Annotated in this window: 11 protein-coding genes; 4 read left to right on the top strand and 7 right to left on the bottom strand. The window is 45.2% G+C overall.

Annotated features, from left to right (window positions below; genetic code table 11):
- The first annotated feature begins 464 nt into the window (after positions 1-464).
- Positions 465-4,322 carry a CHAT domain-containing protein gene (locus RIE73_RS13505; RefSeq protein ID WP_446401665.1) on the top strand — a complete coding sequence of 1,286 codons (3,858 nt, stop codon included), beginning with the start codon at positions 465-467 and terminating at the stop codon, positions 4,320-4,322.
- 644 nt (positions 4,323-4,966) lie between these two features.
- Positions 4,967-8,788: a CHAT domain-containing protein gene (locus tag RIE73_RS13500; RefSeq protein ID WP_446401664.1), complete on the top strand. Its 3,822-nt coding sequence runs from the start codon at positions 4,967-4,969 to the stop codon at positions 8,786-8,788.
- A 253-nt stretch (positions 8,789-9,041) separates the two neighbouring features.
- Here RIE73_RS13500 and RIE73_RS13495 read toward each other — a convergent pair whose 3' ends face one another.
- The gene (locus RIE73_RS13495; RefSeq protein ID WP_446401663.1) at positions 9,042-9,608 is read right to left on the bottom strand and encodes a DUF2808 domain-containing protein; all 567 of its coding nucleotides are present in this window, start codon (positions 9,606-9,608) and stop codon (positions 9,042-9,044) included.
- A 63-nt stretch (positions 9,609-9,671) separates the two neighbouring features.
- Positions 9,672-9,932 (bottom strand): hypothetical protein, encoded by a 261-nt coding sequence (locus RIE73_RS13490; protein ID WP_446401662.1) that lies wholly within the window; start codon positions 9,930-9,932, stop codon positions 9,672-9,674.
- A gap of 175 nt (positions 9,933-10,107) precedes the next feature.
- On the opposite strand from RIE73_RS13490, the gene RIE73_RS13485 reads away from it, so the two are divergent.
- A complete protein-coding gene (locus RIE73_RS13485; RefSeq protein ID WP_446401661.1) occupies positions 10,108-10,719 on the top strand; it encodes a DUF3318 domain-containing protein in 612 nt (203 codons plus the stop codon).
- Positions 10,720-11,033: 314 nt separating this feature from the next.
- Positions 11,034-13,250 carry a sensor histidine kinase gene (locus tag RIE73_RS13480; RefSeq protein WP_446401660.1) on the top strand — a complete coding sequence of 739 codons (2,217 nt, stop codon included), beginning with the start codon at positions 11,034-11,036 and terminating at the stop codon, positions 13,248-13,250.
- Between the two features lie 429 nt (positions 13,251-13,679).
- On the opposite strand, the gene trmB is transcribed toward RIE73_RS13480, so the two are convergent.
- From trmB to pruA, 5 genes are all read right to left on the bottom strand, one after another.
- On the bottom strand, positions 13,680-14,315 hold the full coding sequence (gene trmB, locus RIE73_RS13475; RefSeq protein ID WP_446401659.1) for a tRNA (guanosine(46)-N7)-methyltransferase TrmB: 636 nt from the start codon (positions 14,313-14,315) through the stop codon (positions 13,680-13,682).
- A 188-nt stretch (positions 14,316-14,503) separates the two neighbouring features.
- Positions 14,504-15,946, bottom strand: coding sequence for a hybrid sensor histidine kinase/response regulator (locus RIE73_RS13470; protein ID WP_446401658.1), 1,443 nt, complete (start codon positions 15,944-15,946; stop codon positions 14,504-14,506).
- 39 nt (positions 15,947-15,985) lie between these two features.
- Positions 15,986-18,790: an ATP-binding protein gene (locus RIE73_RS13465; RefSeq protein WP_446401657.1), complete on the bottom strand. Its 2,805-nt coding sequence runs from the start codon at positions 18,788-18,790 to the stop codon at positions 15,986-15,988.
- A gap of 285 nt (positions 18,791-19,075) precedes the next feature.
- Entirely contained in the window at positions 19,076-19,741 is a 666-nt protein-coding gene (locus tag RIE73_RS13460; protein WP_446401656.1) for a DUF1295 domain-containing protein, read from the bottom strand.
- A gap of 4 nt (positions 19,742-19,745) precedes the next feature.
- Positions 19,746-22,823: an L-glutamate gamma-semialdehyde dehydrogenase gene (pruA, locus tag RIE73_RS13455; protein WP_446401655.1), complete on the bottom strand. Its 3,078-nt coding sequence runs from the start codon at positions 22,821-22,823 to the stop codon at positions 19,746-19,748.
- Positions 22,824-22,951 lie beyond the last annotated feature (128 nt).

Raw genomic sequence — 22,951 nt, 5'->3', positions numbered from 1 at the left:
ACGTTAAATTAACTCACTTTAGAACAAAAAGCTCCCGCATCCTCTGGTCTCCCCCTTTTGAAGGGGGACGGAAGGGGGATCAACAAGGGGGACGGAAGAGGGATCAACAAGGGGGACGGAAGGGGGATGGAGAGGATCTGGGGGTGAGGCTGTAGCCTGACATGCTGCCAAACTGTCTAGATCTCCACAGGAGAAATTCACCCAAATGGGGTATACCTTAAATGTCCCATGAGTCTGACAATTATTTATAATATTTTTAAGGAGGGCTAAAAAAAGGATATTGCATTTTAATGCCAAAGCGTTAACTTTACAAAAACTAGATTTTATTAAGATTGAATGAAGCATAAAAATTCATTAAACCACCCTTTAAATCGCTAAAAGCCAGGAAACTAAATAGCTTAAAACTCGTCATTTTTACTGAGCAGTTTTGACCCTAGAATAGGCGACAACCAATGACATACAAGATGAACACAACAGTATTGACCAATTGCTGGTTGGTGGTTGCCAATCTATTCGCCATGACTAAGAAAAAAAGAAAACGAACCCATTATCTACTGCTAACATTCCTCCTGGCAGGTTTACCAACGCCAGGACAGGCTCAATCGGTTGTTGAAGCACCAGATGGTACGGGAACTGTGGTCACAACCAATGGTGATCAGTTTGACATCAGCGGGGGACAAACCTCTGGGGATGGTGCGAATCGTTTTCATAGCTTCAGCGAATTTGGTTTAGAGGCGAACCAAACCGCTAATTTTATTTCTGATCCTACTATTAAAAACATTTTGTCCCGTGTGACAGGGGGCGACCCTTCCGTCATTAATGGATTGCTGCAAGTCACGGGGGGAAATTCTAATCTATTTTTAATGAATCCTGCGGGTATTGTCTTTGGTGACAATGCTCAACTTAACGTCCCCGCATCCTTTACCGCTACGACGGCTACAGGTATTGGTTTTGGCGAGAATTGGTTTAATGCACAAGGGGCAAATAATTATGCCACATTGATTGGTCAACCCAATGCTTTTACGTTTAACACCGCCAACCCTGGGTCAATTGTGAATGGGGGGAATTTGGGGGTAGAAGCCGGAGATTTAAGCTTAGTGGGGGGTACAGTTGTCAGTACGGGAAGCTTAACCGCACCAGACGGAGGAATCAGTGTAACTACTGTCCCTGGTGAGAGTACGGTGCGGATTAGCCAACCTGGACATCTGCTGAGTTTAGAGGTTCAACCTTCTGCTTCAATCCCATTAACTCCTCTGAATTTGCCTCAGTTATTAACCGGGAGTGGTCAGATACCAGGTGTGGAGGTGAGTAATAGTGGAGAAGTGAAGTTCGTTGGGTCAGGTATCGCTGTAGAAAATGGGGATATCGTGGCGCGTAATGTGAATTCCCAAACGGCTACACTATCCGCTCAACAGAATCTGACGTTAGTAGAGAGTCAGTTACAAACGATGGGAGACTTAAATCTGTTAGCGAAGGATACAGTAAGGGTGCGAGATAGTCTGGTCAATCCGTTTCTTGCCCAAGCTGGCGGTAATCTCTACATTCAGGGAAATCAAAGTATTGATATTTTAGCGCTGAATCATCCCCAAACTCCGTTTCAAAGTGGTGGAAATCTCAGTTTAGTCAGTGATGGCAATGTTTCGGGCGATGCTCACTTTACCAGTGGGGGCAATTTCTCGATTCTGAATTTATCGGGAGAGCCAGGTAATTTTGTTAGCCTTTATGACCCAATTATTCGGGTTGATGGTGATGTTGAGTTTGGTGATTACACAGGTGCAGCCCTTTTAGTAGAGGCGACAGGTAGTATCCAGGGGGGCAATATTACAATTACTAGACCCGATGATTCTCTTGATGCTACTGAGGGAATTTCTGATTCAGATTTGGAGTTTTTGACCAGTCAACCAACACTAATTTTGCGAGCTGGCTTGGATGCGGTAACTTCGACTAACGTTCCTGCAACTGAAGGCTCAACCAATTTTCAAACACCAGGATCACCGTTATCGCTGCCATCAGGAAGTATCAATGTAGGCAATATTAACACTTCCGATGAAGTTTCTGTACTTAATCAAGCTAATGCTGGTCCTGTAATATTGTTTGCCACTGGTGACATTATTACGGATACTATAACGGCGACTACAAGTAGGGGTAGTAGAGACGAGCCGGGTTTTGTCAATCTGTCGGCTCAAGGAAATATTACGACTGACACTATCAACACCAGTGATAAAGGACAAGGGAACGCGGGTTCTGTAACAGTAACAGCTGGAGGTAATATCAGCATCAATGATATAGATGCTAGTGAGCAAGGACAAGGTAATTCAGGCGACGTAAGCTTGACAGCAGGGGGTTCGATTACACCAGGCAATATCGATCAGACGGCTCTCCCACCAGGCAATAGGGGTCAGCTTCAGATCACACCTAACCAAACCAACCCCATACCCAATCCCCAACCGCAACCCAATCCCCAACCGCAACCCAATCCCCAACCGCAACCTAATCCCCAACCGCAACCCAATCCCCAACCGCAACCCAATCCCGAACGGATTTATGAACGGATTCCTGCACTGATTTATGAACGGATTCCTCAACCAATTCCTGAACCGGAACCGATTACTGAAGCCGAACCAATTCTTGAACCGGAACCGGAACCGATTACTGAAGCCGAACCAATTCTTGAACCGGAACCGGAACCGATTACTGAACCGGAACCGGAACCGATTACTGAAGCCGAACCAATTCCTGAACCGGAACCGGAACCGATTACTGAAGCCGAACCAATTCCTGAACCGGAACCGGAACCGATTACTGAAGCCGAACCAATTCCTGAACCGATTACTGAAGCCGAACCGATTACTGAACCGATTACTGAAGCCGAACCGATTACTGAACCGGAAGCTGAACCCAATCCTGAACCGGAACCAATTCCTGAACCTAATCTAAATAGTACAAACCCAAGTAGTAATGAACCGAGTGATAACAACCCAGTTAACCAATCCCCCTCTGACAACAACCAATCTACTACAACCCAAGAGCAATCCGAAACAAACCCGCCGATAAATTCAACTCAAACGAATTCTGTGGCTGAGTTTGAAGAAAAATTCACGCAGCAATTCAATGAATATTTAGAGCTACCTGGAGATATTTCCCTGAGAACCCTAGCAGAAAGCCGGGAAATTCTCGCTAATACTGAAAAATCAACTGGAGCTAAACCCGCACTCATCTATGTCGGTTTTGCTCCCCAAACGATTACTACTGAGGAGGCAACAAATGTACCCTTCCCAACTCCAAGTCCTCAAGATCAGTTAGAAATACTGCTGGTAACTGCTCAAGGAACCCCAATTCGTAAAGAAGTAGAAGGAGTAACCCGTGAGCAAGTCCTGAAAGTTGCTAATGAATTTCGTTTGCAAGTCACCAATGTCCGTAGCCAAAAAGGTTATATTGTGCCGGGACAACAACTCTACAACTGGTTGGTGAAGCCGTTGGAAGATGAGTTTCAAGGTCAAGGGATCGAAAATCTCATTTTCCTTCTCGATACTAACTTGCGCTCCGTTCCAGTGGCGGCACTCTATGATGGTGAACAGTTTCTCATCGAAAAGTACAGTGTTGGTTTAATGCCGAGTCTTAGTCTCACCGATACCCGTTATGAGCCTGTTACCAACATGGAAGTTCTGGCAATGGGAGCCTCGCAATTTACCGATAAACAACCATTACCAGCTGTGCCAGTAGAGTTATCAGAAATCACCCAGGATATATGGCAGGGAAAATCGTTTCTCAATGAATCATTTACGGTGAATAACCTAAAACAACAGCAAAACCGTCAGCCTTATGGCATGATTCATCTGGCAACTCATGCTGATTTCGTGCCAGGAGATCTGAGTAACTCCTATATCCAATTTTGGGATAGTAAACTGCGACTAAATCAACTATCTGAGTTAGGCTTAAACAAGCCAACGGTAGAGTTATTGGTGCTAAGCTCTTGTCGCACGGCATTGGGGAATGAGGAAGCGGAATTAGGCTTTGCTGGGTTAGCTGTTAAAGCGGGAGTTAAGTCGGCAGTGGGAAGTTTGTGGTATGTGAGTGATCAAGGAACCTTGGGGTTGATAACTGAATTTTATCAGCAGCTCAAACAAGCTCCAATTAAGGCAGAAGCTATGCGCCAAGCTCAATTAGCGATGCTCAAAGGGCAAGTTTATACCAAGGATGGACAACTGATAACAACTCAGGAAACGATGTCTTTGCCACCGGAACTAGCGAGGTTAAGAGATCAAACCTTTGAACATCCTTACTACTGGAGTGCGTTCACAATGATTGGTAGTCCCTGGTAATTTGTCATTCGTCATTTGTCTTATGTCCTTTGTCCTTTGTCATACTCAAGGGAGCGCCAAGCAAGCTACGTTTATGTAAGGGTTTGAGGCATATTCACAGAACTTAAGCGCCAAATTTTCCCTCAACAGAGGATTGAAACTATTGCAAGAAAGCCTGTTCCCTATTCCCTGTCCCCACCGCAAGACTTATTCAGCAGCCCCTACTTAATTTACACAATCTATACCTTGGACAACCTGTAAATTAAGTTTTAATGAAGTTTAGCAACTATACAATGTACAATGCTATCCTAAAAATAAGGCATAGATTAAATTATTGATGGTGCTGGGGGAATGATCCGGAAATTAATCATAAGGATTGAATGGTAAATTATATTTATCAGCCTCGGGGTTGCAGAGATTGAATAAATCCATGACAATTGAGACAAGTTATTACGTGTTATTCATAATCTCTAATTTAGACTAAGTCGTTGGACAAAATCAAAACGCACTGTATTAATTCTGTCAACAGCCCTTAACCTCTTACATAAGACGTAGCTTTTGGAGCAATTTATCTTATTGAAACTAAAGAATGCGGAGGTTTTATCTTTAAATTAAATCATAGTTTAACCAACTCAATTTAGTCTTGACTGATCAAGCGGCGACCCATGAATCAGAGGAAAATAGCTGTGGGGTTAACTAAACACAGATGGCACCTGACCAAGTTATTAACTTGGCTAACCGAAAATAGTAAAATCAATAGCATTTTACTATGGACATTAGTTTTAGGACTCTTTCCCACTGGCGTTGAGGCACAACCCGTACCAGCAAATGATGGAACAAATACTCAAGTAGACGCTAGTGGAAATAAATTCACGATTACTGGTGGTCAAACCTCTGGAGATGGTGCTAATCTTTTTCACAGTTTTAGTGAGTTTGGTTTAGACGCAAACCAGATAGCTGATTTTATCACAAATCCTGAAATACAAAATATTTTATCCCGTGTAACTGGGGGAAATGCTTCGCTGATTAATGGGTTAATTCAGGTAACGGGAGGCAATTCCAATCTATTTTTGATGAATCCGGCGGGGATTGTGTTTGGTCAAAATGCCCGGTTAGATGTACCTGCATCCTTTACGGCGACAACAGCGACAGGGATTGGGTTTGGGGAGAATTGGTTTAGTGCGATCGCATCCAATAATTATACCTCTCTTGTGGGTCAGCCAGACGCTTTCAGTTTCAACACGTCCCACCCTGGGACGATTGTCAATGGGGGTAATCTTGAGGTTGGCAAAGATTTAAGCTTAGTTGGCGGTACAGTGGTAAGTACAGGTAACTTGGAAGCCGCTAACGGACAGATTACCATTACCACCGTTCCCGGTGAGAGTACAGTCCGCCTCAGTCAACCTGGACATTTGCTGAGTTTAGAAGTTCCGGCGGGAGAGACACCTATTAATCCCCTATCTTTACCGGAATTGCTGACAGGTTCGGTTAAAGTCCCAAACGTTGGAGTCAATAGCAGTGGAACAGCAGAAATTTCAGCGTCTAGGATTCCGATTGAACCTGGAGATATTGTTGCCAAAAAGGTTATTGCTGAGACAGCCACCTTATCTGCACAGCATAATCTAACCTTAGTTGAGAGTCAGTTACAAACCACAGGTGACTTGAATTTGTTGGCACAAGATACGGTGCGGGTGCGCGATAGTGTAACCCATCCTTTTCTTGCTCAAGCTGGAGGCAATCTTTATATTCAAGGGAATAATACCATTGATATTTTGGCATTAAATCATCCCCAAACGCCTTTTCAAAGTGGCGGCGATCTCAGCTTAGTCAGTGATGGGGATATTTCGGGCGATGCTCATTTTACCAGTGGGGGACATTTCTCGATTCTCGATTTAGCTGGTAATCCTGGTAATTTTGTCAGCTATTTCGATCCGATTATTAGCGTTGATGGAGATGTTACGTTTGGTGATTATAATGGTGTGGCACTGAAGATAGAAGCGACAGGTAGTATTACCGGGGGAAATATCACAATTACTGGACCCGATACGACGTTGACGGGTGATGATCCAGATATTGCCATTTTGACTAATTCTCCCTCCTTAATTTTGCGGGCGGGATTGACAGCATTAAACAATTCTCCCAATGTTACTCCGTCTTCGCCTCTTATCGAAGGAGAATCGAGTACAGAATTCAGTTCTACAGAAAACTCTTCTTCACCAGCCAATATTAATGTCAATAATATTGATACCTCTAGCAATAGTTCATCCTATGATTCTGGAACGGTAATATTATCAGCTACAGGAAATATTACGGTCAACGGTAATATAGATACCAGCAATCAAGTCGATAGCAATTCTGGAGATATTAATATATTAGCGTCTAGTGGTGATATCTCATTAGAAAATCTTTCTAGCAGTAGTAATCAACTCGGAGATGCTGGGTCTATAAATGTATTGGCAAATTCTGGAAGTATTACAGTTAACGGCAATATCAACACCGCTAATACCCTATCAGGAAATTCCGGCAATTCTGGAGACGTGGACTTAACCGCTGCTGATGAAATTATTACACGTAATATAGATACGAGGAACCAGGGAAACGGTGAGTTAGGAACGGTTAGTTTAAGAGCTGGAGGTAGCATTACAACGGGTAATATAACCCCAGAGGAAGAGTTAATTAATCAAGGGCGGTTAATTATCACCGAAAATACACCCATTAGTGATCCAGAAACTCCTCCACTTACTGATCCAAGAACTGATCCGATAACTGATCCAATTCCTGATCCGGGAACAGATCCAGAAACCCCTCCAATTACTGAGCCGGAAACCGATCCCCCTATTAATCCAGTTAATATAATACCTCCCGATCTTGATGAGGAGTCTGATTGGCAGATTGATCCTGATCAACTTATTTCTGAAGGTGAGGAAGAGTCTCCAATTATAACTTACGAAAGAAGTCCTTCTCGCCCAGAAGATAATCCCAGTGAGACGAATTCCCTGAACCCAGAAGATAATCTGAATAATTCCAGCGATACAACTCTCTCTGAACCGACAAATCAACTGAATAATCCCAGCAATCCTAGTCCTAGCGAAACGAATAGTAATCCATCCGTCTCCACTGAAACCCCCTCCAATGAAACGAATAGCAATCCATCCACCCCCGCTAATAATTCATCCAGCGAAGCCTCATCATCAGGTACTTCTGACTCATCCCTCCAATCCGTTGACGCTTCCGAGGAAAACTTTACTCGACAATTTGTAGACTATTTAGGCTTACCCACTGATATCCCCTTAGTTACCCTCGCCCAAAGCCGGAATATTCTCAGCAATATTGAGAAAACGACAAACGTTAAATCTTCACTGCTTTATATCAGTTTTGTCCCGCCAGAGAGTTCTAATCAAACCGAAAATCCATCATCATCAAGCCAAAATTCTCCTACCAAAACCCGTAATCCTGAAGACCAATTAGAATTACTCCTGGTTACAGCTAATGGATTACCCATTCGCAAACGAATCCCTGAAATCACTCGCCAACAAGTTCTCAACATTGCGGATGAGTTTCGCTTAGAAGTCACCAATATTCGCAGTCGTAAAGGCTACATTGCTCCGGGGAAACAACTTTATGATTGGCTAGTGGCTCCCATGGACGATGAACTGCAAGCTCTCGGTATTGAAAACGTCACCTTCCTGGTAGACTACGGCTTACGCTCTATTCCTCTAGCGGCTCTTTACGATGGTCAACAGTTTTTGATTGAGAAATACAGTGTTGGTTTAATGCCGAGTTTAAGCCTAGTTAATCCGAACTACGCCCCCATTGAAAACCTGGATGTTTTAGCAATGGGAGCCGCACAATTTACGGATCAAAAACCTTTACCTGCTGTTCCGGTAGAATTATCAGCCATTACCCAATCACTGTGGCAAGGGAAATCTTTTCTTAACGAGACGTTTACGCTAGAAAATCTCAAAGAACAACGTCAACAGCAACCTTTTGGGATTATCCACTTAGCCACTCATGCTAATTTCCAATCGGGAGAACCGAATAACTCCTATATCCAACTTTGGGACAGGAAGCTGCGACTCAATCAATTACCTCAATTAGACTGGAATAATCCTCCCGTTGAACTCTTAGTTCTCAGTGCTTGTCGCACGGCGTTGGGGAATGAGGAAGCGGAATTAGGGTTTGCTGGATTAGCGGTTCAATCGGGCGCAAAATCAGCCGTAGGAAGTTTATGGTATGTCAGTGATGAGGGAACATTAGGATTAATGACCCAACTCTATCAAACCTTTAAACAAGCCCCGATTAAAGCAGAAGCACTGCGACAAACTCAACTGGCAATGTTGCAGGGACAAGTTTATATTGAAGGGGGTCAACTGATTGCGGGTGATAAGTCAGTCCCGTTACCACCTGAATTAGCGAAACTTGGAGAGGGTAATTTTGAACATCCTTATTACTGGAGTGCGTTTACGATGATTGGCAGTCCTTGGTAAGTTGTCATTAGTCATTAGTCATTAGTCATTAGTCATTAGTCATTAATCATTTGTCATTTGTCATTTTTCATTTGTCATTTGGTCGGGGCGGGTTTTGCAGCCAAGCTAGGGATAACAATTAATATTAGTCCCTAAACCCGCCCCTACAGACAGATGCTTGTGTCATCACGTCTGGAACATGACTTCCCTAGCTTCCAGACGTGCCATGGCACGTCTGGAACATTGCTTCCTCTGCTTCCCCAGCACCTCTTATCTAGCAAAATCCCCATCGACAAGAGGTTCGTTGATAGAAGTGCAGTCGTCCCACACCCAGATATAATCCATAGGGTTTTTCTCCTGCCGGAAAAGCGGTGACACCAAATAAATAAACTCCACCCCAATAGGGATTACGCCGTGGCTGAATACCAATGGTAAAGGTGGTTCCTGGAGAAATCGGTTCGGCAAAACTAACAGAAACCGTTTTGGTTTCATCATCTCTGGTCACCGATTGTAACGGCAATTGTTCGCCTTTATTTCGAGCGGTTCCGGTAAAGGCTAAAGTATCATCAAGTCGAAAACGAATAGTTTCGCTTCCTTCCCGTTGACTAATCGTCACCTTCTGTAAGGGTTCACCCGCATTCTCTGGAAGTTCTAGGGTGAAATAATATTTAGCCCCCCATACTCCCAGATGATCAAATGTGGTGAACGCATTAATCAAGCGCGGTGATTTTTCAAAGGAAACGGTACCATCGGCTTGCTGTACAGCATGAATCGGGGCAATTGGCATTCCCCAAAAACTGGCTGTACTTAGGGTTAGGGCGATGAGAGTGGAAACGCGCATAAATAAACTGGAATGCTAGCCCAACTACTGCCATGGGCTACTTACTGTTTATGGTATTCGACATTACAAATCTGGAGGTCGATCGCGGTTGGTCAATTCCGAAGGAGGGCGATCGCTACTCCAAGCCCACCACACTTTACCACACTGACATTGATAGAACTCTTGCCACTTTTTGCGATAATCTTCAGTCAGGACGGGTGATTGTCGATTAATCCAAACCCGTTGGGCTTCCATCGAAGAAGCATGACAGGTGGGACAGCAGAACTCTAAGGCATGAGTGGCTGATTTTGTCCATGGCGGTGGAAATGGGGTAAAAGCGTCCATAGTCTATCGCTGGGTGGTAGCTGGAGGGGAGAGTCTGGTCTTGACTATCTCCTGTGCCTATTTTACGGGTTTACCTGCCCAGGCGTTTTGTATTTTCAGGTAAGCATGAGATAGTTGGGACAATAGGTGTTTTAACTTTATCCTATAAATCCTATAAGTTTGAGTCCCTCGGCTGATGAATCCAGAGCCAGAAATTCGCCGCTTGCGTGATCTAATGCCCGCCTCTGGGCGAATGCTGACCAAAATTATCAGTAAACCGCAACAGACGGCGGTGATTGAAACTCCTTTCCCGATGCCTTGGTCGAGAGATCGTCCAATCTATATTAACTTTGATCTGTGGCGTCGCTTACCCAGAGCGCAACGGGATATGCTGCTCCTGAGTACCATGAGTTGGTTGCTGAATATCAGGTGGTTTAAGCCCGATTTATATCAAGGCGTTGTCATTGCCGGATTGTTAGGGGGAATGGTGGAATTTGTGCAAGGCGATGCGGTGGGTGTTGTCGTGGCGACGGGATTGAGTGCGATCGCGGGGAGTCAAATTTGGCGGGGTTCTCGCAGTTGTCAAACTCACCTAGATGCGGATACCGATGCGCTCAACGTTGCTTTGCGGCGTGGCTATACCGAAACAGAAGCGGCGCAGCATCTATTAGCAGCGATTGAATCCGTGGCTGAGATGGAAGGGCGACTGAGTTTAAACTTTACCGAATTAATTCGCTCTCAAAACTTGCGGGCGATCGCAGGGATTTCTCCTGTGGGGGTTCCGGAGAGTGTGAGACAGAATAGTTAGGCGTTGCTGAATAAGTGTTGTGGTGAGGGGAAGCTGGGGAAGCTGGGGAAGCTGGGGGTGATGGGGTGATGGGGTGAGGGGGTGAGGGGGGAAGAAAACAGCTTACGTTGTACTCGCGAAGTCATTTGGTTGGGGCGGGTTTTGCAGCCAAGCTAGAGATAACAATCAATATTAGTCCCTAAACCCGCCCCGACAACTCAACACTCACCCACCTAGGGGATGTTAAGTTTTGATAACGTTGGGCATCCTGTTGATGGAAGCCGATCGCCCTTAGCTATGAAATCTTGAATATTAGTCACGGTAAAGATTTAATTTTGTCCATATTTCCTGGGAATCCGCAGCGTTTCTGGCGATACCTGATCACAGTTGTTCTAGTGGCGATCGCTTATATGGGTAGCGCTCAGTTTACCTTGTCTTGGCTGGGATTGGGCGCTGAGGCGTCTCCTGTGTGGCCCAGTGCGGGGATTGCTCTGGCTGCCCTTTTTTTGCAGGGAAAACGGCTGTGGGTTGGTGTGGCGATTGGTGCATTTTGGCTCAATCTGTCTCTGGGAGCCTCATTTTTGGTGTCTCTGGGTTCGGTAATCGGCTGCACGTTACAAGCTGTTGTCGGTGCGATGGGATTACGTCGCCTGGATTTTAACCCGACGTTAGAATGCCTCAAGGATGCTTATGTTCTAATTATCTTCGGCGCGATCATTGCCCCCTCAATTAATGCCACGATTAGTACGCTAGTGAATTGCTGGGTAAATTTTATTCCCTGGCATCAATTTGGACTGAATTGGGGAACGCTTTGGTTAGGAGACAGTATGGGAATCTTAGTGTTTACCCCCTTACTGCTATTAATGGTTCAGGACTCTCCTCAGCGAATTTTGCCGCCAAATTATCCACCCCAACAGATTTTAGAAGCCGTCCTGTGCTGGAGTCTACTGGGGGTATTGAGTTGGCTAGTTTTCCAGTCTCGAACTACCTTTGCTCTCTCCGACTATCCCCTAGAATATTTACCCTTTCCCTTTGTCGTTTGGGCGGCGCTGCGATTTCGGGTGTGGGGTGCGGTTCTTGCCAGTTTAATCGTTTCGGGAATGGCAATTGGCGGTGTCCTCCAGGGGATCGGACCGTTTGTGGTGAAAACGGGAAGTACCTTAGGCGCAATTCTACTGCTACAAACGTTTATGGCAGTGGTAACCATAACCGCTTTAGTTTTAGCCGCCGCCATGTCAGAGCGTCAACAGGCAGAACATCAACTCCGGGCTACTTTAGAACGCGATCGCTTGTTAGGGGAGATTGCCCTGCGAATTCGTCAATCCTTAGACTTAGACCAGATTTTGCAAACCACTGTTGTGGAAGTGCGGCAATTATTACAGGCAGATCGGGTCTATATCAGTTATCTGGATGAAAATAACCACAGTAAAATTGCTGCCGAATCTGTTGCCTCGGCTTATAAATCTCTGTTGGGATGGAAAGCCTCAGAGAAACTATTACAAGAAACCCAAGAATTATTTGCCCAGCGTCAAATTTTAATCCGGGATAATACGGAGCGGGTTAATGTAACGCCTTATCTCAAAGACTTTTATCGGTGCTACCAGATTAAAGCAACTCTGGCAATTCCGTTAATTCTCGATGATCAATTATTTGGACTCTTGGCAGTTCATCAATGTTACCGTTCCCGCCATTGGCAATCCTTTGAGGTGGATTGGTTAAGGCAATTAGCGGTTCAAGTCACTATTGCCATTCAACAGGCTCAACTTTACCAAAAAGTTCAAGGTCTGAATAGTAACCTAGAAAGTCAAGTGGCGGAACGTACCCTGCAACTTGAGGAAAAAATGCAGGAATTGCAACGGCTTTACGAACTCAAAGATGTGTTTTTACAAGCGGTGTCCCATGATCTGCGAACCTCAATGATGGGTTTAATTATGATGTTGAAGGGAACGCAAAACTGCCCCGGGGAAACCGTTGCTATCCCGCGCAGAATTCTGGATCGGCTGATTGAAAATAGCGATCGCCAATTGATGTTGATCAATGCCTTATCTGAAGACCATTTTAACCAAGGGCGGAAAATAGAACTCCACTGTCAACCTTTATGCTTAAATGAACTTCTCAGCCAAATCCTGGCTGATTTGCAGCCGTTATTCAGCAGTAACCACGCTCAATTAACGACGGTTATTCCCCCAACCTTACCTCCGGTGAAAGCTGATCCGACTCAACTGCGGTGTGTGTTTCATCATCTATTGACAAATGCCCTCAAACACAATCTCCCAGGGGTGAAGATTACGCTAACCGTAAGGGTTGAGGGAGATCGGCTGCATTGTGCGATCGCGGATAATGGGGTAGGGATGAGCAAACAGCAGTGCGATCGCTTGTTTAAACTCTATGTTCGGGGATTAGATTCTCAACATTTAACCGGAATTGGTTTAGGCTTATATTTATGTCGGCAAATTATTCATGCTCATGGGGGAGAAATTAGTGTTATCAGTGCGCCACAAGCAGGATCAACTTTTGAGTTTACGCTGCCTTTATCATGTCCTAGCGATTAACGTTTATCAGTAGTCGGACTTTCATTAAAGTTAACGGTTGCGATTAGGGAACAGGGAACGGGGAAAAGGGAACAGTAAGGGTTTGAGGTTAATCTACAAAACTTAATACAGTACCGTTTTCTTTTGTCCGACTACTTAGGGGCTGCTGAATAAGTGTTGTGGTGAGGGTAGGGAACAGGGAACAGGGAACAGTTTCACCTCCCTGTCTCAGGCAAATTCTGCTTACACATCCTCGAAAAATGCCAGGATTTCCAGCTTATGGGAGCAAACCTTATTATAGGACTTAAGCTCAATGGTACTGAATTAAGGCTGGTGGGCAGTGCCCACCCTACACTATATCAAGGGTTTCGGCGATTCCAAAAGGCTTATAGGGAAGCAATAGGCAAGCAGTATAGAGACTTGCCATCATTTTCTCCCCATCCCCAATCCCTAATCCCCAAGCACAAACAACGCCCGATAAACGGGTTGTCCACAGGAGATTGTGTAGGTTTCTCGTTCGGTGGGAACGGGTAGGGGATTGGTGGCTAACCAATCGGTTCCTTGACGTTGAAAAGCGGGATTTTCGGTAAAGCGATCGCACATTTCTTGGGCGACAGTTTCTACGTCAGATTGAATCAGGATTTCGCCGCCTTTGACCAAGTATTTTGCTAACGTATTCACCAATTCCGGCTTGACGACACGCCGTTTTGCATGTCGCTTTTTGAACCACGGATCAGGAAATTGAATCGTTACTCGTTTTAAGACTCCGGGGGGTAACGATGCTAAAAGTGGCGCTAATGAGTTATCGACATTGCCAAAAATAAAATGCAGATTATTTAATCCTAACTCAGCCACCAATTCTTGGGCTTTCTCAACTAGGGGTTCCCGAATTTCTAATCCCAGAAAATTCCAATCGGGGTATAGTGGTGCCATTTCTAACAAAAACTCACCTCTAGCACTACCGATATCTAGATGTAGCGGTTGCTGGGGTTGATCATACACCTTTTCCCACGGGGGAGGCGTTACTGGGGTCAGGTATTTTTTACTCAGGGGATTGACATGTTGACGCACGCGAACTCTCGGCAATCGTTCACCTCCTTCTTTTGTCAGGTATTAGGTTATGCTAAGTAGTCGGATTTTCAGTTAACGGTTGAGATTAGGCAACAGGCAACAGGCAACAGGCAACAGTAAGGGTTTGAGCCTTGTTGACATTTCTTAGTACAGGGTACAGAATTTATGTCCCGGTACTTATTTTATCAGGGAATCAGTCATCATTAACCAATCGGAAGTTCAACAATAAACTCAGCGCCTTCTCCGGGTTTAGAAACACACCGTAATTGTCCCCCATGTTTCTCCACGACAATCTCATGACTAATCGACAATCCTAACCCGGTTCCCTTGCCAAAAGGTTTGGTCGTGAAAAAGGCTTGGAATAGCTTTTCTTGTATCTCTTCCGGGATACCCGGACCATTATCAGAGAAACGGATTTCGACTCGCTGGTTATCCATTACTCGGGTACGAATCCAGATAGTGGAAGGTGTATTACGCTCGGAAATGTTCTCGGAATTTTGCTTTCTAAATTCTGCTTCCTCTAACGCATCAATCGCATTCGCCAGAATATTCATAAACACTTGACTCAGGCGTCCTGGATAGCATTCAATGGGCGGTAACTTGCCGTATTCTTTGATCACTTGAATGCCTAAATGTTTGCTGGAGGGTTTGATGCGATGTTGCAAAAGAACCAGCGTACTCTCTAACCCCTCATGCAAATCAACCATCATCATTTCCCCGGCGTCGAGGCGGGAAATGTTCCGTAAGCTTTTAATAATTTGACAGATGCGTTCAATCCCCAATTCCATCGATTGAAAGGTTTTGGGCAAATCTTTGACCAAAAAATTTGTATCAATTTCTTCGGAGTGGGCTTGAATGTCCGCAACTGGATTCGGATAATGGTGGGCGTAGAGTTGCAGCAGTTTCAGTAAGTCTCGACTATATTCACTCGCACAGCTTAAATTACCATGAATAGACGTAATTGGATTATTGATTTCATGAGCAACGCCAGCTAACATTTGTCCCAAGCTGGACATTTTTTCACTTTGAACCAGCATGGCTTGGGCTTGTTGCCAATTGTTTAGGGCTTGGGCGAGTTGATTCGTCCGTTCTTCCACTCGTTGTTCCAATTCCTGGGTCAATTCTTGCAACGCGGCTTCGGCTTTTCCCCGTTGTTCAACTTCCTCAATCAGTCGTGTATTTTGTTCTTCTAGGGTTTTGGTTAAGGTTCGCAGTTTTAAATGCACCTTGACTCGTGCTAATACCTCTTCCTGCTGAAAGGGTTTAGTGATATAGTCTACAGCCCCTAAATTTAACCCCTTAACTTTATCAATGGTATCCGTCAGCGCCGTCATAAAAATGATTGGAATCTCGTGGGTGTCAGGATTGGCTTTCAGGCGACGGCAGGTTTCAAATCCGTCAATTCCGGGCATCATCACATCTAACAAAATTAAGGTGGGTGGATCATAAGCAATTTGCTCAAGTGCGGTTTCTCCATCCAGGGCAACGGCAACTTCAAATCCAGCACTGGTTAGGGTTTCTGAGAGTATTTCTAGATTGTTGGGACTATCATCAATAATTAAAATAATCGTTTTATTTAAGGGGTCTATCATTGCCGTGTTGCGTTTTTCTATCCGATTCAATGTAGTCGAGTTAGAGTTAATCATGGCTATAAGCTCTAGTGGTTAGCGACCTGTTCATTGGCTTTAGTGAATGCACCGATTTTTCTCAATAAAATCTCGTATTTTCTTAAGCTGAAAGCCTTTAGCTAACTGGCGTATATATTGAGCAAAGGGAGTAAACTGCTGATCAGCAGTCTCGATACTATCAATTTTTTCGAGCAACAGTTTAATTCGACCTTTCATCGCTAAATCCCAGAGGATGTCTAATTCCTCTTGCGGGAAAATAATTGCTTCCGGTTTGCCCGGTTTTTGTTGCTCGTATGTTGTTACCTTAGCAGCCGCCGACTGACTGCCATTCCCTGAGGTAGGTTCGTAAATCCATGTCAGTCCCAAATGGTGCTGTAATGTCTGGAGTAGCTGATCAATTTGAACGGGTTTGGGCAGGAAATCATTGCCCCCGGCTGCCAAACTGTGATGCCGATCCATCTCAAAAACACTGGCTGACGATACTACGATTAGCATATTTTTCAGGGTTTGGGACTGGCGAATGTGTCGCATCATCTCAAAACCATCCATAATTGGCATAATTAAGTCGGTAATGATCAGATCCGGCGAGGCTGTCATGGCGATATCTAATCCTTCTCGACCATTATTCGCCTCAATCACATCAAATCCTAGGGGTTCGAGCAAATTAACCACGACTGAACGATTTTCCCACCGATCATCGACAATGAGGATGGTTCGGGGTTTGCCCTGATAACCAATAATTCTACCTTGAGTAAAGGCGGGAGTGATTTGCATCCATTCTTGGGCTTCGGCTAAGTCTAGATCCACGGTAAATACACTCCCCTTACCGACTTCACTTTCGACGTGAATGGTACTGCCCATTAGCTGTACAATCTTAGTGCTAATCGCTAACCCTAGTCCTGTTCCTTCCGACTGACGTTTGCGATCGCTCACTTGTTCAAAGGGTAAAAAGATGCGCTGTAATTGTTGGGGACTCATCCCTACCCCGGTATCTTCGATTTGAAAGCGAATGCGGTGATGGAGAGGGGTTGAGGTTTCCCCCCGATGATAGACGCCTTCTGGCTTGTCTCCATTGTGTCCCCCAATGCTGTGATTGTCTTGGTTATCTGCATAGCCAACTTTAAAGGTAACGCCGCCAGTATCGGTAAATTTAATCGCATTGCTGAGGAGATTAATTAGAACTTGTCGCAGTCGCTTTTCGTCTACGTGGATACCAGCAGGAAGGGATGACGTGGGTTGATAGATAAAGGAAATGCCTTTTGCATCCGCCCGAATCCGGCAAATTTCGACAACGCCCCGCAGGAAGGAGGGAAAATGAATATCACTGCCATGGAGTTCCATCTTGCGGGCTTCAATTTTCGCTAAATCGAGAATATCATTAATTAACATCAGCAGATGAGAACCGCACTGATGAATAATCCGAACACCATCAAGTTCGCGATCGCTCATCGTTTTGGATCGTTGTAGAATTTGGGCATAGCCTAACACCCCATTCAGTGGCGTTCGCAGTTCATGACTCATATTTGCCAGAAACTCACTTTTGGCGTTATTCGCCGTATCCGCCTCTTCTTTGGCTGTTTTCAATTCTGCTGTGCGTTGTTCTACCCGCAATTCCAGTTCAGCTTTAGCATCTTCTAAGGCGGTAAAGGATTCCTGCAACTGCTGCGCCATTTGGTTAAAGGATTTGGATAAAATCCGCAGTTCATAAATCCCTTCGACTTTAACTCGTTGATCAAGTTCCCCACTCGCGATCGCACAAGACGCCATACTCAGTCGTAAAATGGGTTGGCTAATCCAACGCGAGGTAAATAATCCCAAAAGCGTGGCAAAAATCAACGCCGCTACACAGAGGCGAATTGTCATGCGCGTATTGGCGTGGATACGTGCCATAAATTCATCTTCGGGAACCACGACAACAATCAACCAATTGAGTCCTTGATTGTCTTGAAAGGAGAGAACTTGGACAAATTGCTTTTTTTTATCTAACTCGAAATCTAACTGGTATTCCCCTGTGATATTCTCAAAGCTACCAAATTTACTCACCAAAAAGTCAGCCGTCGCCTTAATCAGTGGGTTATCACTGGTAATGGAGTCATGACGTTCAGATTTAGTATGATCAGTAGAGACAAATGTATCTTCACTCATCGATGTAGCCACTAAGGTTCCCTTTCCCTTGGGTTCTAAAATAAACGTCTGCCCAAATTCACTAATTTTCAAGCTTTCCAGAAAGTCGCCAATATGAGACAGAGACAGAATTGTACTGGTTACGCCCAGTAAGGTATCACCCTGATACAGGGGCATACTCGCCGCGATCGCTAAGGTATCTTCATGTTCATAACGGAACACCTCACTCCAGGTTGCCTCACCTGCTTCTACAGCCTCTTCATACCAGGGTCGAGTGCGGTGATCATCGTAGGCAGGAGTTTCTAATAACTTGATCCGATTTCCTTGCTGATTCGCGGCATAAATATATTTAGTATAATTCACTGATTCATGAATTTGAAAATTATCCCCCTCTTGTCGCACCACTTCCAGATATTTACCGTCTTCTGTACCGATGGCTGTAGCGCTAACCGGAAAAACTTGCATCTGATGCCAGACGGTTTTCTCGCAATCCAGCAAATTGTCTAATTCTAATTGATTCAGACAGGTTTCATTGGCATTGAGTTGATTAAAGGCATGGGGGATTTGCAGATAACTATCGAGTTTTTGTTCAATCCGGGCAGCAATTTCGTGACGTAAATCACTGGCAAGTTCATTCACCGCTTGTTCACCATTGCGTAAGGAAAGCCAACCCGTTAATCCTACCGCTGCTGTAATTTGCAGCAGGAAAGGAATAACCAGAACAAGGCGCAAACGCATTTTTAGAGAGGGTTTTGCTAAAAAACTGGGTAACATCCGTCAGTGTTAATCTACGAGTAATGAGTGGATTTGACGACTCAGATGCTACCCTAATCTGTCCAGAACTGTATTCAAAATTCGGTGATACTACGACAATATAGAAGGCTTCAGGACGCCAAATCCCCGATATCTTCAAGACGTCAGGGATCTACTTCATTCTTTAAAATCTTAAAAAAGTCCTGAAATACACCTTCTAGAATTACCTCTTGCCTATTGGTTCGGTTTTTTCTCTGTTTCCTGTGAAAACTAACTTACATTCTGAGCAATGTCTGAATTATTTACCTCAGAAGATTTGGTAACAAACAGTTTAGGGAATAGCAATCCTGAACGAGCTTTATAGTCAGCAAACTCTGGATAACGGGAGAGTGACTGGTCTTTTTTAAGCATATTGGGAATAAAAACACCTGCAATAAAACCTGCCCAAATTAAAAATGGTAGCCAGTGCTGAGTTAACAGGGCAAAAGACCCATAGATTAAGACTTCTCCCAGATAGTTAGTATTGCGACACCGGGCAAAAAATCCTTCGGTAATCAGTCCAGAATGATATTTGAGTGTGTAATACTTTTGAGCATCACTGCTGTAATGGAGAAAGACACCCATGAGGTTAATCGCAATCGCCGCCGCAATTAGGGGAGGAGTCGGTTCTGAACCACTACTAATCAAGATAAACGGAGCAACCCAGTAGAGCAATAGAAACCCAAAAATAAATAGACCTGTTCCCAAAGAAATGTTTTGTTCCCACTGTTTATCGGGATAGATGCGGCTTTTGAGTACCCACATATATCCATATATACCATGCAGGGCGAGGTACACCCAAGGACCGATGGTGAAATTTTGATACGCCACCATCAATGCCAATATTACCGGAAACGTTAGTGCTTTATGCAGATCAATGAAATGCTTGCTTTTCATCCGTTTAATCCACTCCTTCAATTGGGGCAAACCCCTGACGCTGAATATTTTCGGTAATCGTGCGCGGTTCTAAAAATTGGAGTAAATAATCGGGTCCCCCCGCCTTAGAACCCACCCCTGATAACTTGAATCCGCCAAAGGGTTGGCGGGAAACAATCGCCCCGGTAATTGTGCGGTTAATATAAAGATTACCCACTTCAAACTCAGTAGATGCCTGATCAATATGGGACGGTGTGCGAGAATATAATCCTCCCGTCAGCGCATATTTGGTTCCATTGGCAACCGTCAGGGCGTCGGGAAAATCTTTGACTCGAATCACCGCTACAACCGGACCAAAGATTTCCGCTTGGGCAATTGTGGCATCGGGTGAAACGTTGGTAAAAATTGTGGGACTCACAAAATAACCCGTGTCTGGGACTTGACATTCCACCGCAATTTCTGCCTCTTGCCGCCCTTTTTTAATATAGTCCTGAATTCGATTTCTGGCAGTAGCATCAATCACCGGACCCACTTGGGTACTGGGTAATTCGGCTGCGCCAATATTAAGCGATCGCGTGGCTTCAATTAATCGTTCGACAAAGGTATTATAGATAGGGTCGAGAACGATTACCCGTGAACAGGCGGAACATTTTTGACCACTATATCCAAATGCCGACTTCACCACGCCCGCCACGGCTTGATCTAAATCCGCACTTTCATCGACAATAATGGCATTCTTCCCGCCCATCTCCGCAATCACCCGTTTCAAGTGAGTTTGACCCGGTTGAACTATTGCAGCATCAGCGTAAATCTGACATCCCACTTCCTGAGAACCCGTAAAGGCGATTAAATGAGTATCGGGGTGCTTCACCATATACGCCCCCACCTGGGAACCCTTACCGGGAACAAATTGAAACACACCCTGGGGAATTCCGGCTGCGACTAAAATTTCTGCTAGTTTCGCTGCAATCACGGATGAGGTTTCAGCAGGTTTAAGCAGGGTACAATTTCCCGCGACTAATGCGGCTACTGTCATTCCCGTCGCAATCGCCAAGGGGAAATTCCAGGGAGAAATCACCACCGCAATTCCTCTGGGTTGGTAGACATAGCGATTGGTTTCCCCAGCCACATCATAGATATACCCACCCTCCAGCCGTTCCATTTCTGAGGCGTAGTAACGGCAAAAGTCGATAGCTTCGGAAACTTCGGCATCGGCTTCCCGTAAGGCTTTCCCGACTTCTAAGCATATCCAAGCGGAAAGTTCTTCCCGACGCCCTTCCATTAATTCCGCTGCTTGACGCAAAATATCCGCCCGTTGTTTAACTGGGGTGCGACGCCATCCGGGAAAGGCGGCTTTGGCGGCGTTTAAGGCGGTTTCGGCTTGGTCGATGGAGAGTAATCCCACTTTACCGATAATTTCACTGGGGTTGGAGGGATTAACGGAGTCAACGGTTTCGGTGGTGGGTTGATAGTCGCCGTTAATCAAGGGATAATAGGTTTTTCCTAGTTGTTGGCGCACCGTTTGTAAGGCGGTTTGGGCTTTTTCCCTGGCTTCCGCTTGGGCGTAATCGGTATCCGGCGCATTGGCGAATTGTTGAATGTTGAGTGTTGATTGTGTAGGGGCGGGTTTAGGGACTTTCTGTTGGTTATTGATGGTAACGTCTGTGCGAAACCCGCCCTGACTAAGTGTTGAGTTAACTCCCCCTGCTTCCCGATTATCAGGTTCCTCATCCACCACAGGGGGGGCGATTAATTCCTCAACCGGGCGTTCTTCTAAACTTTGGCGCAGGAAGGAACTATTGGCGGTATTTTCCAGTAAGCGGCGAATCAGATATGCCATTCCCGGTAACAGTTCCCCGTAAGGCGCATAAACCCGCACCCGATGTCCCCGTTGCACCAAGGCTTTTGCCAGTTGATCCCCCATTCCATAGAGAACTTGCATCTCGAAGCGGCGACTAGGGATATTCAACTGTTCCGCAATCGCGATGGCTTTGGCTTGCGATCGCACGTTATGTGATCCGATGGCAGCATAGAGATACTGGTGATTTTCTAGCAATAGCTGGGTCATTTCCTCGAAATTGGCATCGGTGGCGCTTTTTTGGTTATATACGGGTTGTTGCCAATGGTTTTGTAAGGATTTAATCGTTTCCTGATCCCAATATGCGCCTTTAACTAAACGCACGGTGAGGGGGTTGCCCCGTTCTTTTGCCCAGGTGATAATATCTTTTAAATCCCCTTTAGAGTCTCGTAAATAGGCTTGCAGGGTAATACCTAAATCTGTGCGATCGCGGAATTCGTCTTCCATCAACAATTCCTTGAGAATGCCCAGAGTCATGTCTTTATAGACATACTGTTCCATATCAAAGTGAACCGCCGCCCCCAATTCCTGGGCACGCCGTAACAGAATCCGAATGCGATCGCACACCCGTTTTTTGCTACCCTCTGGATCTAGGGGGTCAAATTGGGAATAGAATGCGGTTAACTTGACAGAAACTTGAACTTGTGGTAATTCTTCACCATCGGCTTGGTCAATTTGCGGCACCGTTGACCAATTTTTCGCTTCCTGAGTCAACTGTTCCATCAAATCCAGATAGCGTTCCAGATACGACTGGGCTTCGGCTTCGGTAATCACGGCTTCCCCCAGTAAATCTAGAGTAAATGCCATCTTATCCTTCCGCAGGCGTTCAATCGTCTTAATTGCCTGCTTAATTGTTGCCCCAGCGATATACTTATTGGCTAAGGTTTCCACCGCCGTGGATACCGTTGACGCCGCTAATTGTCCCGGCATCGAGTCAGGATTGGCAAAATTGAGCAAATTTTTCAGGGCGGCGGGAAGTTCTACCGACTCATCCCCTAAATAGTCTTGCAAATGACGGGCAATCTCAGTCTTACTCTGGAGGGCGGGTAAGGCATCAATGAAGCGAAAAAGCTGCACCCGCAAACCCGGATTACTCATCGCCCAAGCTAGGAGTTTATCATCCCAGCGCATCTGATCCCGCATTTGGGCAAAAAAGGAGCGTTTTTGCCGCGTGGCGTCGAGAAGCTGTTTGGCGATTTCGATGGTTTGGGTTTCGTAGATGCTATTGGCGACTTGTACAACCACGGGCGGGTAGACTCCTAATTCTGGGCTAAAGCATTTATCTCGAACTCTTTATTATATCCGCCTAGAGCCAATCGTGCAGGTTTGTCGCCTAATCGGGATTCATATCATGTCCGGTTGAATACCCATAA

This window comes from Coleofasciculus sp. C1-SOL-03 (genome assembly GCF_040220555.1).
Taxonomy (GTDB): Bacteria; Cyanobacteriota; Cyanobacteriia; order Cyanobacteriales; family Coleofasciculaceae; genus Coleofasciculus.
The sequence above is the reverse complement of the archived record's forward strand: the minus strand, read 5'-3'. Positions and strand labels throughout refer to the sequence as shown.